Below are 16370 nucleotides of genomic sequence, written 5' to 3' on the forward strand. Positions count from 1 at the left end.
GACTATTTAACACAACTCATCGAAGAACCACCTCTCTTTGAAGAGCGATTTAAGCAGCGGTGCCAAGAACGATTCATCCATGAAAAAGAACACATTGGTTTTAGGCAAGAGCCATTGAGCGCTACAAACGGCTTGTATTGGAATATAGCCCAAATCTATTTTGAGCCTAAATCCATGCAGGAAATGCTTGCCATCTTATTGCCTAACGTTAAAAAGCAGCTAACCGTGAACTTATCAGAGGACTATCAAGGCAAATACAAAGAAGCCTTCAATCAAGGCCTTAAACCCATTGTAAACACTCAAACCCTAGACTCACTTCAAGAAAAACCAGATCACGCTGAATTAGCGCATTTCGTCCTATACGAAGACCTGTTACTAGATACCCGCGATCTGGCTCATTTTCCACTGGGGAGTCATTGCCAATTCAGAGAACAGTTATTAAACCCAACAACCCCTGTTCGTTCTAACAAACCAACCTCCCAACTGCTCAATCCATTGTATCAACACAACAATGACTTACGAGTTTTACAGGAAGACATGAGCATTTTTGAAAACAAAGGCATTACCCCAAAAAAAGCACTAGAACAACTCATTCAGGGTTTACTGTTAGGCGGGGAGCGAATGACTGGTAGTGAAATGGCAAGCACCTCTGCCGAAGAAGCATTGGCTCGCTTTATGCGCTATTTGAAATCACTTCCAGAACAAGTTCAACATGACTTAAAACAGAGCAAAGGACAACGATGGAGCTTAGGGGATGTCATTGAAAACGAACTGGAAAAAGGCAGCTGCGTTGAAACAGCTGCCTTGCACTTAGGGGAAATAACACAAGCTTGTCAAAACAATCCATTATGGAATAACCCTGTTGCTATAAGTACAAAAGGACTAAAACAATTACAAGACAAATACAGAAAATCCACAGGATTATCCACCCACAAAGAAGAGTCTACACAACTCGAGCTTCCAGAAAAATACATCGAACAAGCGTTTCAAGACATAGAACCCAAGAATCATTTTGAATTCATTTCCCTAATCGTGAACATCTCTCCTCAATGGTATGGATTATTATTCAAAAATGTTCGTTTAAAAGATCCAAATACAGCATTAGAACTGGTGGCTCAATGCATCATGCAAGGCATGTTTACCCAAGATCAACAGAAAGCATTAACTGAGGTTGTCAAGTCACATTATTTTCCCCAAAACTCCAATGCTAATCTTTTTGGCTATATGGAATGGGCTGTTCTAGCTGGAGATCTGACTCTCCTGGAGGAGGCAGCTGAGGTTATTATTAACTATATTCAGTCATTCCCCCAGAATCAACGTCTGGAGGTAATTACGCATGGAAACAGAGATGAGACAATCCTACATTTGGCAGTTAACGTACCCCTATTTCTGAAAGACATTTTACTGTCTTTGTCAGAGGAGGAAAGGCTAAGTGCGGCCCTGGTCAAAAATAGGGACGAAATTAAACTAATAGAAGCTGCGGCATATAGCGATATCCAATCGCTGCGAGTATTTTTGGAGGTTTTAACAGAGCAGCAACGTCTAGAAGCCATACTCAGTAAAAATGCTCTCGGTTGGAACTTACTGCATAAAGTCGCAACGCAACCTGATGCGTTAAAAACAATTTTAGAATTCTTATCAAAAGACCAGCTTGCGCAGGTTGTAAATAAGCAGACTATTACTGGTGAAACAGTATTAACTCTGGTAGCCCAGAGTCCCGAATTAGTGAAGCTAATTTTGCAGCGCTTACCTGATAATCAACGTCTAGAAGCTCTAACAATAGTCAATAGATGGGAAAAATCTGTACTGCATTATGCAGCTTCTGACCCTCAATTGCTACTAACCATTTTACCGCAATTACCAGAAATGCATCGCTTACATGCATTACAACTTATGGATGGAAACGGTAATACAGCATTGCACAATGCCTTAAATTCGCCGTTATTATTACAAGGGATACTTGAATACATCCCAGAAGACTTACGCCTAGAAGCTTTACAAATTAAAGATCAAAATTGTGATTCAGTCCTTTTCAATGCAAGGATCCATCGAGAATCTCTTAAAATCATTTTTGGTCTTTTGCCAATAGATGAGCGTCTTAAGGCAACAAAAGTTGCCAATGCATTCGGAAGGTCGTTGCTATGTTATGTTGCTGACCAACCTTCATTACTGCAGAGTCTTTTAGAGTTGTTGCCAGAAGGACAATGCCTAGAGGCATTAACATTTTCTGATATTTATGGAGAACCGGTTCTACATCTGATAGCCAAGAGCCCAGATGCTTTAACGGAGATTTTAAAACGTGTACCTGAACAACAACGCATTGAAGTTTTACAAGTTAAAGATAAAACCAAAAGTACTATACTGGATTCAGCTACCAACCGCTCCCAAATATTGTGGTCTATATTGCCCGTTTTACCAAAGGAAGAAAGAGTTGAACTAGTGTTGAAATATTTAAACAAGGATGTAGTTGATCAATTTCTAAATATAAGGCAAGCGATCAATGAATTGAGAAGTCATGGAAAAAGAATATCAGAACCTAAAGGAAAAGTGATTCAATGCTTAGCAGATGAGTTGGATGAGCTAGTGAATACATTTCTAGAAAGGAACATTACCAAAACAAACCTAAAGGATGGATTCGAAGAGTTCCAAATGAAATTTATGAATAAATTACATAGCAATGACAATGAGATGCAAAAACATCGAATGATCTGGAAGCCGATTGTGGCGAATCTATTGATTGCCTTATCTGGAGTTGGGATCCTTTTAATTGGTTGCAAAGTAGCCATGCAAATGATAGAAAAAAAACCTCTCACTTTGAACAACAGCCTGTTTTTCGCTAAGACACGCTCCCAGGAGTTAGAAGAGCAAGTAGAACAAGTCCTTAATGGTTTAATAATCAATTAAGCGGCTAAATTCATTTGGAGGCTAAGAATGGAAATGCCTCCATTTGGATTCCTAATTATACCAAGCGATCTTTTTCAGAGTGCAACAATTTCCGTTAAGAGGTATACTCACGCTTTTTATTGAGGAGTATTTCCCATGCGCCCTAGTAATCGAGAACACAATCAACTTCGACCCATTACCATTACCAGAAATTACACCAATCATGCTGAGGGTTCTGTTTTAGTTGAGTTTGGACAAACCAAGGTCATCTGTAATGCTTCTGTGATTGAAGGGGTTCCTCGCTTTCTAAAGGGTAAGAACCAGGGCTGGATTACTGCTGAATACGGTATGCTTCCCAGGGCGACACACAGTCGTACAGAGCGAGAAGCGAGCAAAGGCAAACAAGGTGGACGAACTTTAGAAATTCAACGGCTTATTGGACGTTCACTTCGTGCTTGTATCGATCTAAAAGTACTGGGTGAAAATACCATTACTTTAGACTGCGACGTCATTCAAGCCGATGGAGGTACACGTACTGCATCCATCACCGGCGCTTGCGTTGCGATGCGGGATGCGATTACCTGGATGGTCCAACGTGAAAAAATCCGCAAACAACCTGCTTTTAAATACATCGCTGCTGTTTCAGTAGGATTATACCGTGGCCAATCAGTACTTGATCTGGACTATGCAGAAGATGTATTGGCCGAAACCGACATGAACGTGGTTATGAATGAAGAGGGTCATTTTATCGAAGTCCAGGGAACAGCAGAAGATAACAGTTTCAATCGCGATCAGTTGAACTCTATGTTGGCTCTAGCTGAGCTAGGTATTCCTAAATTAATTGAAATTCAAAAAGGTGCTTGAGAACTTTTTTATCTCAACCACGATTATAAGCGAGCGGTTACTGGCAAAAATCCTTATCCGCTTGCTTACGCGCAACATTTGATTATTAAACGAGCCTAGAAGTTAACCCTACAGGACTTACGCAAAACCCTAAGGTCGAGGCAAAAATAAATTTCAATGCGGGAGTTTAGATCAACTAAATGACCGAATTGAAATTTATTTTTAACGAAGAGATTGGGGTTTTGCGTAAGTCCTGCCCTAAAACAATGACTTATTGACCGCTGCCTCATGAGCAGTATGACGCGATATAACATTATTGTTAACCAATTCTGTCAAATGTTGATCCAAAGTCTGCATCCCTTTCGCTTGACCAGTTTGAATCGAAGAATACATCTGAGCAACCTTGTCTTCGCGAATCAGGTTCCTAATTGCTCCAGTGCACATCATGATTTCTAGTGCTGCCACCCTTCCCCCGCCAGTCTTTTTCAATAAACTTTGTGCAACCACTGCTTGAAGGGATTCAGAAAGCATGGAACGGACCATTGATTTTTCCTCTGCAGGGAATACATCGATGATACGGTTAATCGTTTTAGTCGCTGAGTTCGTATGCAGTGTTCCGAACACTAAATGTCCTGTTTCAGCTGCTGTCATGGCCAAACGTATGGTTTCCAGGTCTCGCATTTCCCCTACCAGTATGATATCCGGGTCTTCACGCAGTGCTGAGCGTAATGCGGCATTGAAACTCAGTGTGTCTTTATGCACTTCACGCTGGTTAACAAGGCATTTTTTACTTTGATGCACAAATTCCACTGGGTCCTCAACGGTTAAAATGTGCTCATAGCGAGATGAGTTGATGTAATCGATGACTGCTGCAAGAGTAGTACTTTTACCTGAACCAGTCGGTCCTGTGACTAAAATTAATCCACGATTAAAATTGGCCATTTCTTTAAATATCGGTGGTAATCCTAAATCCTCCATACTAAGAATCAATGAAGGAATTGTACGAAATACTGCTGCTGCACCCCTGCCTTGGTTAAAGGCATTCACCCTAAAACGAGCTAAACTAGGTATTTCAAAAGAAAAGTCTGTTTCTAAAAATTCTTCATATTCTTTTCTTTGTCGATCATTCATGATGTCATACACAATCTTTATGACATCCTTATGCTCTAGAGCAGGTAAATTGATTTTACGCAGGTCTCCATCCACACGAATCATTGGTGGCATACCAGCAGACAGATGCAAGTCTGACGATTTGTTTTTAACTGAAAATGCCAAAAGTTCTGCAATATCCATGCTCTATGTCCCTGATTAATTTCTCCTTTCTTTATAGTATATCCAAGAAAACAAGAAATACTATTTTTATACCAGTTTATCCCTTATCATGTCGATAAAACAATTTTTAACCCAGCCCATGACTATTAGCCAAAACATAGCAGGTCTCAAAAATCGTATTGAAAGTGCTACCGAACAAAGTAAACGCTCACCAGACAGCGTATTACTTCTGGCTGTGAGTAAAGGTCAAAACTACGAATCTATCGCAGAAGCCTATCAACAAGGAGTTAGGAATTTTGGTGAAAATTACTATCAAGAGGCACTGGATAAAATCCTGAAACTGCAAAACCTCCCAATAGAATGGCATTTTATTGGCCCTATCCAAAGCAACAAAGCGAAGGGTATCGCTGAACATTTTTCTTGGGTCCATAGTGTTAGCCGCTATAAAATTGCTGGTCTTTTGAACGAATACAGACCTCCATATTTGGAACCTCTTAATGTATGCATTCAAGTCAGCTTGGTTCCTGAAGAGACGAAATCAGGAATCCCCGTTGATGAAGTTGAAAGCTTGGCCCATGAGATTAGTAAGTTGCCGAATATAAGGCTAAGAGGTTTGATGACTATTCCTCCCCCTCCTACTAGCGAACAAACCCAATATAAAATTTTTCTTAGACTTAAAGAGCTAATGGATACGATAAATCGAAAGCTAGATAAACCCATGGACACTTTATCCATGGGAATGAGCGATGATTTGCTGCCTGCTATTCAAGCTGGATCTACAATTGTCCGTATTGGACGCGCTATTTTTGGAGAACGCATAGGAAAGAAGACATGAAGATTGGTTTTATCGGATATGGGAATATGGCAAAAGCCATGGCTAGAAGTATGAAAAAGCTTCATAAATACACATTGATGGCCTCTGCCCCTTCATTAGTTTCAGGAATAAATAAAGACAATATCCAAACCTTTAACGATAATGCTCAGCTCGCTAAGTTTGCTGATGTTATTATCTTGGCCGTTAAGCCTGCTCATATGAAAACAGTTGTGCAAGAAATAACTCCTTTCCTTAAACAAAATGCTCTTATTATTTCTATAGCCGCGGGAATATCACTTCACTGGTTAGCAAACCATTTTAATAAGGAACAAGCCATTATTCGCTGCATGCCCAATACACCAGCATCCATTGGAATGGCAGCAACACCCATGATTGCTAATAATGCAGTTCAACAAGCTCAAAAACAAGTGGCTGAAGAGTTACTATCGACCATCGGCATTACAACTTGGGCTTCAACAGAAGATGAAATAGATACCTTCACAGCCTTTTCGGGTAGCGGTCCAGCTTACGTGTTTCTATTTTTAGAGTCTTTAGTTCATGCTGCTGTCGAACTGGGTTTAAGCCCACAAATCGCAAAGGCTTTCGCATTACAAACCTGCCTTGGATCTACTCAACTAGCGCTGCAAAGCAGTTTAGAATTAAACCAACTAAGAAATAAAGTGACTTCCCCGGGGGGCACAACTGCTGCAGCTTTAGCTCATTTAGAGAACCATCTTACTGAATTAATTATGAATGCCATGCGTGCTGCTAAGCAAAGAGCACATGAGTTAGGTGAAAGTTCATAAAAAAAATAATAAGATCACGACTTACGAAACCCTCCAAGGTCGAGGCAACAATAAATGTCAATAAAGACGTTTAGATGTACTAAAAGACTGAATTGACATTTATTTTTAATGAAGTGATTGAGTGTTTTTCGTCAGTCCTGAAGATATTTAATCAAAGGTGATTACATGTACGCGTTAACTTCTGTAGGAATTTTTTTAGTATCTATACTCTTTGGATTTTTAATATTTAGTCTTTGGCTAAGAATAGCCATACGTTATTTTCGCATTAGCACCATCAGCCCTATGGGCCGTATCATCTATGCCGTTACTCAGCCCTTAATCCAGCCATTAAGTCTTATATTGCATCGATTAGATAAACCAGGAAAACGATACGACTGGATTGCTATTATCCTCTTAATCGCCATTGAACTTATCAAAATAATAACATTATGCGCTCTAATGTATCATGCTATTATGCCATTGCCTTTTATAGGTCTCTATGTGCTTGCTGATTTAATCATCCAACCTTGCGACATTCTTTTTTTTGCAATTTTAATTTTAATCATTATGAGCTATGCAAATCCAAGATGGGAGCATCCTGTTAAAGATTTTTTGCTAATTATCACAACCCCTGTTCTTAGACAAGCGAGAAAGATTCTACCTAACACGTCTGTGTTCGATTGGGCAACCCTAGTTGTATTAATCTTACTAAAGGCAATTTCCATATTTATTAGTGCGTCTTTGCCATGGAAATTACTGTAAATGGGCTATACTATAGTTGACTAGGTTGATAGGATACTCCTATGAAATCAATAACTTTCAATAGCTTATTATTGATGTTAATACCATGTATGGCATCAGCAGCACAATCTTTTTATTGCCCTCAAAACCATGCCTACATCAATATTGGGATGTCCAGCGATCAAGTAATTGCAGCTTGCGGACAACCAGCAAGTATCCAGGAATCCGATCAACCCATCATGCAAAAAGTACCCATGCAACAATTGATTTTTAACAATTTAAGTTCTAACGACAGTGATTTCACTGGTTCATTGAATACTCCAACCAACAGCGCATTCTATGGAGTATGGAACGTCTCAACGGGATACAATGGAGTTCAGGTACAGGTTGATATCGTGGATAATAAAGTTAAAAGCATCAGCGTAAACGGTGGTGGAAGCAATGCATTGTCGCTATGCAGTGGAGCGAATATACAAGTTGGTGATCCTGCCAGTAAAGTATATGGTGCCTGTGGTAGTCCCAATGTTACCAATAATTCATACATCAACGTTCCAATTCCTTCTCAAACAAGACCTCAAATATGGATTTATAAACCCGATCCTTATCAACCTTCATTTTCCTTGACATTTATCGATGGCAAACTACAATCCATCGGAAATAATTAAGGAACTCATTTAAATGACTGAAACTGTAGACGATATCACCATTGTATTTGAAGAAAATGGCGTAGAAACGATCAAAGAACTCGATAAGCAAATCCTATCAAAAGGTGCATGGACAACCATTATGTTCAAATACCAAGAATGGGACAATCAAAAAAACGATTATGGACCAGTGAAGTACTCAATACGAAGGTATCAAAAGCGCAATAATCAGTATTGGCAAAAATCTAAATTCAATATTTCTAGTGATGATCAAGCAAGAAAGATAGTTGATATTTTGAATCAGTGGCTGCAGTAAGAATGTCGAATTGCTTGGAATTGTACCAAGAATTAAATATAGCGATATGATTTGATTTTCTATCCACTCCCTTACGGTCGCGGCTCGGTTGAGCACGATGCTGAGGCACAACTGGGGACGGTAAAACTGGGACTAAAACTGGGACTAAAACGACTAAAACTGGGGACGGACCCCAGTGGGGTCCGTCCCCAAGCACGCCACCAAAGCGTGTTATAAATAGCAGGCAATTCCATCAAACCCAACAACATGACACTCTCTAAATGCAGATTGATCCAGCTTATAGCTTACTGAACCATATTTAGCATAAATTTGACCATCGTTTGTCATCTCAACATGAGGCATTTGATAGGTGCTGTTAAGCTCACAATTTGATGCAACTTGAAACCATGTTGCCTCATGAGTGCGAACTATTTTTTGGCTTGGTGATAATTTATTTGCTGCACATGATTTGGTAGCAAGTAAGCTAACATTAGGTGCTGAAAAAAGCACATCATAGTTGTTTAATGCCACTTGTACTGCATTATTAGCATCTAAAATACCGTGTCCGCAGGGCTTTTTGCCTACGCATGATTTGTTTGGATCATCGCTTTTACCAAAGTCATGGGTGGTTGTGTATAATATTTGCTCAACCATTTCTGGCTTTAGCTTCCTATCACTTACTGCAAATATCAACCCAGCTACTCCCGCCACGTGTGGTGATGCCATGCTCGTTCCTTGGTAAAAATCAAAGCCTGAGCCATTATAACCACCACCAGGATTCACTGTGGATAAGATAGCACCCTCATTCCCATAGCGCTTATCGCCCCCTGGTGCAGCAAGCATCACACTTGGTCCATAATTTGAAAAATAAGATCTCAATCCTTCAGGACCAGTTGAGGCCACCTTAATAGCTCCATTACAAACCGCAGGCGCATTATAATGCTCCCAGACGTTATCATTTCCAGCAGCAACCGCTACAACAGCTCCTTTTTTACGAGCAAAATACATGGCTTCTTGCAAAGCTTCATCGCAATAATCAATTTCTCTAGTTGGATCGAAATCGACACCAAAGCTCATATTGAGTACCTTTGCTGGGTAAGGGTTTTTGGGCGCTCCTGGGACGTCCTCTCCTACAGCCCAATAAATTCCATTGATGACAGCACTTTCATAAAACATACCATTACCAGCTGGTATTTTTACCGTTAGAACCTTCAAATCAGGCCCAACGCCCGACATCACATCCCCATATCCAGCTATAGTTCCAGATACATGTGTACCATGATAAGATTCTGTCTCATCAGAAATATCGTCATTATTACCCGCAAAATTCCAGCCAAAGACCTTGCCCTCAGTGTTTGTGACTAAACTGTTTACTAAGCTATCGTTCAAAGCCACACCAGTATCCAAAACTGCCACTACTACCGGCTTTTTCGCTTTACCTGTGGTATAAGCCCAAGCGCCGTCTCTCAGTCCAGGTTTAGTTTCTAAACGAATCCCGGCAGGTCGATCAAACTCATCCCACTGACTTTCATGAGATAAAAGCGGACTTAGCTCGAGTTGCTTTTTTGGATCAGGCACAGGAGTAAAATGTCCCACCCTATCCTTAACTGCATAAAGTACATTTGGATTCTTTCGAAGATTTTCCAATACTAAAGCGGTCTTATCTATGTTGCTTCCTACTAAGGATTTGTTATCTTTGACATCAAATACCACTGAAAATGCTCCATTTGCCATAGGAGTCATTGCTTTTACTGGAGTATGAGTATACTGAACTACTTGCGACTTCATCGTTGAAATTAATTTAGGTTGCTGCTTGTATTTAATAATCACTCGAATAGAATCATCCTCTCCCGCAGAATACAGAGAGCAAGAAATAGATAATAATCCTAATCCTAAAACTCCTAATTTAAAACCCATAACTATCTCCTTATATAATCCAGTTTTCTGTAAATGGCATGTCAGTATGCAGCAGAAGTTTTTGTAAAACAAGGAGATGGAAAATAGCTTTTGACGTATTATGTTGCGCCAATACAGCTCTCTTTCCTGAAATAAATGTTCACATAAGGATGGTGAGTTGTATTAAAAATTAGAGCCCGCATTAGCACAGGGTAATGCGGGACTATTTTACTCTCATTTAATGAATACCATGCTGTTCTCTATAGTCTGTAGGCGAGAGACCAGTCCACCTTTTGAAGGCCTTGGAAAAATTCGATGTATCCTGAAAACCTAATAGGAAACTAATTTCAGTGATTGATAACTTATTGTTTAGTAGGAATTTTTTAGCCTTTTGCTCTCTAAGTTCATCAAGCAACTCTTGATACGTCACGCCCATGCTGATTAAGCGTCGTCGCAAGGTTCTAGAAGTCATGCACAGTTGTTTAGCAACTGTTTCCATACTACTTTGATGTAAATTCTCATTTAAAAGAATGGTCTTTATCTTACTGACTAAATCGTCTTTTAGGAATAATTGGCTTTTAATTTCTTCCAGTTGTTTTTTTGCCAGTTGATAACTAGCGTCATCAGCAAATTGAATTGGATACTGCAATTCTTCTTCACGAATCCAAAATCGAGTTTCTTCGGCATTAAAAACCAGACATGATTGGAACAAGGACTCGTATTTATCAACATAATCTGGCTTTGAATATTGCAGCTCTATTTTTAATGGTGGCTCTCTGCAATTCGTTAAAAATTGCCTCATGTTAATAATATGCGCAATGACTGCTTCTGTAAAAAAAAGGATGAGTAGTTCATCAACTGTATTTACTTTGATCGTAACGTATGAATTTTTACTTGGAGTCGAAGCTTGCAACTCAATGGATACTAAACTTGTTCTCGTATTTAGATAACTTAATACAGTTTGAATTGCACTACCAAAAGTAGGGCTACTCATTGCTGCATAGCCAACAAAACCATGATTCAAAATGGAGACCGCTGATCCATACATAATCCCTAAATGAGGACAACGGCTTAATTGATAAGCTTCTTGAACTACCCGCTTCAACTCATCTAAGTTTATATAAGCATTTGGATCTTGAAGTTTAGATTGATCAAAACCCATCTTATCTAAGAAATGATCAATACCCAATTGTTCAAGGCATTTTTCCATCGCAGATAGATAATTTGCAGCTAAAACTTTCTCCATCTGGTAATCCTATCCTAACTCGATAAACAAAAGCTCTACCTGTTGATTAATAGCGATATTGATCCGACTTGAAAGGCCCCTCTTTATTAACACCAATATACTCTGCTTGTTCATCAGTTAAACGTGTTAATTTTGCGCCAATTCGTCCCAAATGTAATCTAGCTACTCGTTCGTCAAGCACTTTTGGTAAAACATATACCTGATTGGTATACTGTTTAGTATTCTGAAACAATTCGATTTGTGCTAATACCTGGTTTGTAAAGGAAGCTGACATCACAAAGCTTGGATGTCCAGTAGCACAGCCTAAATTCACTAACCTGCCTTCTGCCAATATAATTAGACGCTTTCCATCAGGAAATATCACATGATCAACCTGAGGCTTGATATTCTCCCAGGTGTATTGCCTTATACTCTGAATATCAATTTCTGAATCAAAGTGACCTATGTTACATAATATTGCTTGATTGCGCATGCGCTTCATATGCTCATGAGTAACAACGTGGTAATTTCCAGTAGCAGTGACAACTATATCTACTTGTTCTGCAACATCATCTAAAGTGACAACTCGATATCCTTCCATAGCAGCTTGTAAAGCACATATTGGATCAATTTCTGCAACAAATACTGTGGCCCCTTGCGCACGCAAAGATTGAGCACACCCTTTACCTACGTCTCCATATCCCAAAATTAGGGCCACTTTTCCAGCAATCATGACATCAGTTGCACGTTTTATCCCATCTAGTAATGATTCACGACAACCATAAAGATTATCAAATTTAGATTTGGTGACTGCATCGTTCACATTAATTGCCGGAACCTTTAAATGACCCGTTTTTGCCATTTCATACAATCTAGCTACACCAGTTGTAGTCTCCTCAGATACTCCTTTGATTTCAGCCAGTAACTCAGGATGCTTTTGATGGACTACTTGTGTCAAATCGCCACCATCGTCTAATAACAGATTTGGCGTCCAACCATCTGGTCCGAATAGCGTCTTTTCCACACACCACCAATACTCTTCTTCAGTCTCCCCTTTCCAGGCAAAAACAGGAACACCATCAGCAGCTATTGCCGCTGCGGCATGGTCTTGAGTAGAAAAAATATTGCATGATGACCAACGGACCTGAGCCCCGAGTGCTATCAATGTCTCGATTAATACAGCAGTCTGAATCGTCATGTGCAAGCAACCTGCGATTCTTGCTCCTTTCAATGGTTTCTGAGTAGAAAACTCCTCTCGAAGTGCCATTAAACCGGGCATTTCAGTTTCCGCAATGGCAATTTCCTTACGACCCCAATTTGCTAGTGTTAAATCAGCTACTTTGTAATCTTGAGACTTGGTCATGTTGATATCCCTTCATTTATAGTGCTTTTCTCAATTCGTTTACTTTATCTAAACGCTCCCATGGAAAACCATCTCGTCCATAATGCCCATAAGTAGCCGTTTTTCTGTAGATAGGACGCAGTAGATCATGGTGATTAATAATGCCTTGAGGAGTTAAATCAAAGTGTGTATGTATTAAATCAATTATTTCACTTTGCTTTAATTTGCCGGTACCAAAAGTATCTACGTAAATGGAGGTAGGTTCTGCGACTCCAATGGCATAAGAGACTTGAATTTCACATTTATCAGCAAGTCCTGCTGCAACTATATTCTTAGCAACATGACGAGCAGCATAGGCAGCAGAACGGTCCACTTTAGAGGGATCTTTTCCTGAAAAGCAACCGCCTCCATGTCTCGCCATTCCTCCATAGGTATCAACTATGATTTTTCGACCAGTTAAACCGCAATCACCCAAAGGTCCACCTATTACAAAGCGACCGGTAGGATTAATAAAATACCGTGTTTTATCAGTGAGCCACGCTTGAGGCATCACTGCATGAATGATTTCTTCCCTTACAGCTTCAGTAAGATCGTTATGGCTAACCTCTGGGGAGTGCTGTGTAGAAAATACGATGGTATCCACTTCCACTGGCATCCCATTGTCGTATTTCAAGGTGAGCTGACATTTAGCATCAGGTCTTAACCAAGACAATTGTCCTGATTTTCGAACTTCAGCGAGTTTCTCCATCAATCGATGAGAGTATGCTATTGGGGCAGGCATATACACATCCGTTTCACGACTAGCGTAACCAAACATTAACCCTTGGTCTCCTGCTCCTAAAGTTTTAGTGTCTTGATTGTCTACACCTCTTGCAATATCCGGTGATTGCTTGCCAATAGCTGATAATACTGCACAAGACTCCCAATCAAATCCCATCTGAGAGCTATTGTAACCAATGTCTTTAATCACATGGCGTGTAATTTCTTCGACATCAACCCATGCTTTAGTAGTAATTTCACCACCAACCAAAACCATTCCGGTCTTTACAAATACTTCACAAGCAACACGAGCTTTTGAATCCTGAGTAAGGATAGCATCTAAAATTGCATCGGAAATTTGATCAGCGATTTTATCTGGATGTCCTTCAGATACCGATTCGGATGTAAATACATGGGTGTCGCTCATTACTTATCCTCTTTATTTATTATTTTTAAAAATTCATCAAACAATTCATCAATATCGTGTGGTCCTGGGCTCGCTTCTGGGTGACCTTGGAAACCGAATGCTGGTTTGAATTTATGTCGGATCCCTTGCAAACTATTATCAAATAATGACCGATGTGTTACTTCTAAATAATCAGGTAAAGTAGCTTCATCAACTGCAAAACCATGATTTTGGCTTGTTATAAAAACGCGTTTATTACCTGTTGTTTCAACAACTGGGTGATTAGAACCATGATGCCCAAACTTCATTTTTACAGTTTTGCCTCCAGAGGCTAACGCTAAAATTTGAAAGCCGAGGCAAATCCCAAACACTGGAATACTCCTCTCTAGAAACTCTTTTGTAGCAGCAATTGCATACGTGCACGCCTGAGGATCACCAGGCCCATTTGAAAGAAGAATCCCGTCAGGATTCATTGCGATTACTTCTTGTGCAGAGGTCTTTGCAGGAACGATAGTGATGTGAAAGCCCTTATCATATAAAATACGCAGGATATTATGCTTAACACCAAAATCATAAACAACGAGATGAAATGTACCTGGCTTTGGATTTTTAGCCCATTGACCTTGTCCCTCATGCCACCGTTCAACCGCTTGCCTAGAGACCTCTATCGCTAAATCTACCCCACTTAGTCCAGAAAAAGCCTTTGCCTTTTCTACAGCATCTTCTGGCTGATCAACATGAGTGCTAATACATGCGCCTATAGCACCTGTATCACGTAGTTTAGCAGTGATTTCACGAGTATCTACTCCAGCTATTGCCACGACTCCCCTTTTTCTCATCCATTCAGGGAATGACTGTTCCGACCGATAATTGCTTGCAACCATTGTGCAATTTTTCATGACCATTCCAGCAGCCCATACTTTTGTGGATTCCATGTCTTCCGAGTTGCACCCAGTATTTCCAACATGAGAGGTCGTTAGAGTGATGATTTGTCGAGCATAGGATGGATCTGTTAGCATTTCTTGATAACCAGTCATGGAAGTATTAAATACTAACTCGCCCACACAGTCGCCCTCAGCACCGACGGAGATCCCCTCGTACACGGTGCCATCAGCTAATGCTAAAATTGCTGATTTATTTATCATGAATTCACTCTATTTAGTTCAAAGGTTTTATACAAAATTCAACAATTGTACATTAAAAACCTTAGAATTTCATGTCCTCAAAAAACTTTTTCACTCCAGCGAACCAAGAGCTGGTCTTAGGTGAATGGGTAGTTTTGCCTTTTTCTAAAGAATCCTGAAGTTTGATTAAAAGCTCTTTTTGATCCTTTGATAAACTCACTGGAGTCTCCACAACTACTTTACAGAGTAAATCACCCTGTCCATATCCTCTTACTGATTTCATGCCTTTGCCCCGCAAACGAAAGACTTTCCCAGTTTGCGTTTCCGCTGGTATCTTTAAGGTTACTCTTCCTTCTAGTGTTGGCACCTCAATGGATCCACCTAAAGCAGCCGTAGTAAAACTTATTGGGACCTCGCAATGTAAATCAGTATCATGCCGTTCAAAAATCGCATGTTGTTTCAAGTTGATTTGCACATAGAGATCTCCAGGACCACCTCCATGAACGCCGGCTTCACCCTCACCACTCAAGCGAACTCGATCCCCGTTGTCTACTCCTGAAGGAATTTTAACGGTTAGTTTTTTACTTTCCCTAACCCGACCCTGACCATGACAACTATCACAAGGATCTGAAATTGTTTTTCCCTCACCATGACAGCTTGGGCAAGTTTGTTGAATTGAGAAGAATCCTTGCTGAATTCTCACTTGACCTGCACCTTGGCATGTCTCACAAGTACTAGGACTTGTACCCTTCTTTGCACCAGAACCTTCGCAATTTTTACAGGTTCCATGACGAGGAACAGTAATTTCAACCTCTTTACCTACAGCAGCTTCTTCAAGCGTTAGCTGGATATTAAATTGCAGATCGGAACCGCGTTGACCACGTGATTGTCTGCTAGCCCCACGGCCACCCGAGAAGATATTCTCAAATATGTCTTCGAACACATCACCAAAACCACCGAATCCACCAAATCCACCATGACCACCGCCCATGGACGGATCCACTCCTGCGTGACCAAATTGATCATACGCAGCTCGCTTTTGTTTATCCGATAAAATACTGTAGGCTTTTTGAATCTCTTTGAATTTTTCTTCAGCAGCTGCATCTCCAGGATTACGATCAGGATGATATTTCATTGCCAGTTTACGATAGGCTTTTTTAATTTCAGCCTCACTAGCACTGCGGCTCACTTCTAATAGTTCATAATAATCCCGCTGTTCCATAACTGCTCACAATTTAATTCTCTGCACTTAATGCGATTAAGTGTCTATAAATAAACAAACGGGACGATAGCATCGCCCCGACCTAATTGTACTAACCCTCTTTCCCCATTCTCCAAGGA

At 40.2% G+C, this 16370-nt stretch carries 14 protein-coding genes; 7 read left to right on the plus strand and 7 right to left on the minus strand.

What is annotated here, in order from left to right:
* Window positions 1-2904 (plus strand): hypothetical protein (locus Lwal_RS02660; protein WP_193787206.1); only part of this gene is annotated, 2904 nt, incomplete at its 5' end.
* A 135-nt stretch (window positions 2905-3039) separates the two neighbouring features.
* Window positions 3040-3747, plus strand: a complete 708-nt coding sequence (gene rph, locus Lwal_RS02665; RefSeq protein ID WP_058479377.1) for a ribonuclease PH — start codon at window positions 3040-3042, stop codon at window positions 3745-3747.
* Between the two features lie 237 nt (window positions 3748-3984).
* Here rph and Lwal_RS02670 read toward each other — a convergent pair whose 3' ends face one another.
* The gene (locus tag Lwal_RS02670; protein WP_058479378.1) at window positions 3985-5019 is read right to left on the minus strand and encodes a type IV pilus twitching motility protein PilT; all 1035 of its coding nucleotides are present in this window, start codon (window positions 5017-5019) and stop codon (window positions 3985-3987) included.
* Window positions 5020-5137: 118 nt separating this feature from the next.
* Between Lwal_RS02670 and Lwal_RS02675 the strand changes: the two genes are divergently transcribed.
* From Lwal_RS02675 to Lwal_RS02695, 5 genes are all read left to right on the plus strand, one after another.
* Window positions 5138-5833, plus strand: coding sequence for a YggS family pyridoxal phosphate-dependent enzyme (locus Lwal_RS02675; RefSeq protein WP_058479410.1), 696 nt, complete (start codon window positions 5138-5140; stop codon window positions 5831-5833).
* Complete coding sequence (gene proC / locus Lwal_RS02680; RefSeq protein ID WP_058479379.1) at window positions 5830-6618, plus strand: pyrroline-5-carboxylate reductase; 789 nt, start codon at window positions 5830-5832, stop codon at window positions 6616-6618. The genes Lwal_RS02675 and proC overlap by 4 nt, the downstream gene beginning before the upstream one ends.
* Window positions 6619-6783: 165 nt before the next feature.
* Complete coding sequence (locus Lwal_RS02685) at window positions 6784-7359, plus strand: YggT family protein (protein ID WP_058479380.1); 576 nt, start codon at window positions 6784-6786, stop codon at window positions 7357-7359.
* Between the two features lie 41 nt (window positions 7360-7400).
* Entirely contained in the window at window positions 7401-8003 is a 603-nt protein-coding gene (locus Lwal_RS02690) for a DUF2845 domain-containing protein (RefSeq protein ID WP_058479381.1), read from the plus strand.
* 13 nt (window positions 8004-8016) lie between these two features.
* On the plus strand, window positions 8017-8298 hold the full coding sequence (locus Lwal_RS02695; protein WP_058479382.1) for a hypothetical protein: 282 nt from the start codon (window positions 8017-8019) through the stop codon (window positions 8296-8298).
* 210 nt (window positions 8299-8508) lie between these two features.
* Here Lwal_RS02695 and Lwal_RS02700 read toward each other — a convergent pair whose 3' ends face one another.
* The 6 genes from Lwal_RS02700 to dnaJ all read right to left on the minus strand — a co-directional run bounded on the left by Lwal_RS02700 (window position 8509) and on the right by dnaJ (window position 16251).
* Window positions 8509-10194, minus strand: a complete 1686-nt coding sequence (locus Lwal_RS02700; protein WP_058479383.1) for a S8 family peptidase — start codon at window positions 10192-10194, stop codon at window positions 8509-8511.
* A 217-nt stretch (window positions 10195-10411) separates the two neighbouring features.
* Window positions 10412-11419 carry an AraC family transcriptional regulator gene (locus Lwal_RS02705; RefSeq protein ID WP_058479384.1) on the minus strand — a complete coding sequence of 336 codons (1008 nt, stop codon included), beginning with the start codon at window positions 11417-11419 and terminating at the stop codon, window positions 10412-10414.
* Between the two features lie 46 nt (window positions 11420-11465).
* On the minus strand, window positions 11466-12761 hold the full coding sequence (gene ahcY / locus Lwal_RS02710; protein WP_058479385.1) for an adenosylhomocysteinase: 1296 nt from the start codon (window positions 12759-12761) through the stop codon (window positions 11466-11468).
* 16 nt (window positions 12762-12777) lie between these two features.
* Entirely contained in the window at window positions 12778-13926 is a 1149-nt protein-coding gene (gene metK / locus Lwal_RS02715; RefSeq protein ID WP_058479386.1) for a methionine adenosyltransferase, read from the minus strand.
* A complete protein-coding gene (carA, locus tag Lwal_RS02720; RefSeq protein WP_058479387.1) occupies window positions 13926-15050 on the minus strand; it encodes a glutamine-hydrolyzing carbamoyl-phosphate synthase small subunit in 1125 nt (374 codons plus the stop codon). The genes metK and carA overlap by 1 nt, the downstream gene beginning before the upstream one ends.
* A gap of 61 nt (window positions 15051-15111) precedes the next feature.
* Complete coding sequence (gene dnaJ / locus Lwal_RS02725; RefSeq protein ID WP_058479388.1) at window positions 15112-16251, minus strand: molecular chaperone DnaJ; 1140 nt, start codon at window positions 16249-16251, stop codon at window positions 15112-15114.
* Between the last annotated feature and the right edge of the window lie 119 nt (window positions 16252-16370).

The organism is Legionella waltersii, from assembly GCF_001468085.1.
In the GTDB taxonomy this organism is placed as follows: Bacteria; Pseudomonadota; Gammaproteobacteria; order Legionellales; family Legionellaceae; genus Legionella; species Legionella waltersii.

Bases quoted from the DNA above. Each gene is read 5' to 3' on its own strand.
- rph (WP_058479377.1), top strand. From the start codon at position 3,040: ATGCGCCCTAGTAATCGAGAACACAATCAACTTCGACCCATTACCATT.
- Lwal_RS02670 (WP_058479378.1), bottom strand. From the start codon at position 5,019: ATGGATATTGCAGAACTTTTGGCATTTTCAGTTAAAAACAAATCGTCA.
- Lwal_RS02675 (WP_058479410.1), top strand. From the start codon at position 5,138: ATGACTATTAGCCAAAACATAGCAGGTCTCAAAAATCGTATTGAAAGT.
- proC (WP_058479379.1), top strand. From the start codon at position 5,830: ATGAAGATTGGTTTTATCGGATATGGGAATATGGCAAAAGCCATGGCT.
- Lwal_RS02685 (WP_058479380.1), top strand. From the start codon at position 6,784: ATGTACGCGTTAACTTCTGTAGGAATTTTTTTAGTATCTATACTCTTT.
- Lwal_RS02690 (WP_058479381.1), top strand. From the start codon at position 7,401: ATGAAATCAATAACTTTCAATAGCTTATTATTGATGTTAATACCATGT.
- Lwal_RS02695 (WP_058479382.1), top strand. From the start codon at position 8,017: ATGACTGAAACTGTAGACGATATCACCATTGTATTTGAAGAAAATGGC.
- Lwal_RS02700 (WP_058479383.1), bottom strand. From the start codon at position 10,194: ATGGGTTTTAAATTAGGAGTTTTAGGATTAGGATTATTATCTATTTCT.
- Lwal_RS02705 (WP_058479384.1), bottom strand. From the start codon at position 11,419: ATGGAGAAAGTTTTAGCTGCAAATTATCTATCTGCGATGGAAAAATGC.
- ahcY (WP_058479385.1), bottom strand. From the start codon at position 12,761: ATGACCAAGTCTCAAGATTACAAAGTAGCTGATTTAACACTAGCAAAT.
- metK (WP_058479386.1), bottom strand. From the start codon at position 13,926: ATGAGCGACACCCATGTATTTACATCCGAATCGGTATCTGAAGGACAT.
- carA (WP_058479387.1), bottom strand. From the start codon at position 15,050: ATGATAAATAAATCAGCAATTTTAGCATTAGCTGATGGCACCGTGTAC.
- dnaJ (WP_058479388.1), bottom strand. From the start codon at position 16,251: ATGGAACAGCGGGATTATTATGAACTATTAGAAGTGAGCCGCAGTGCT.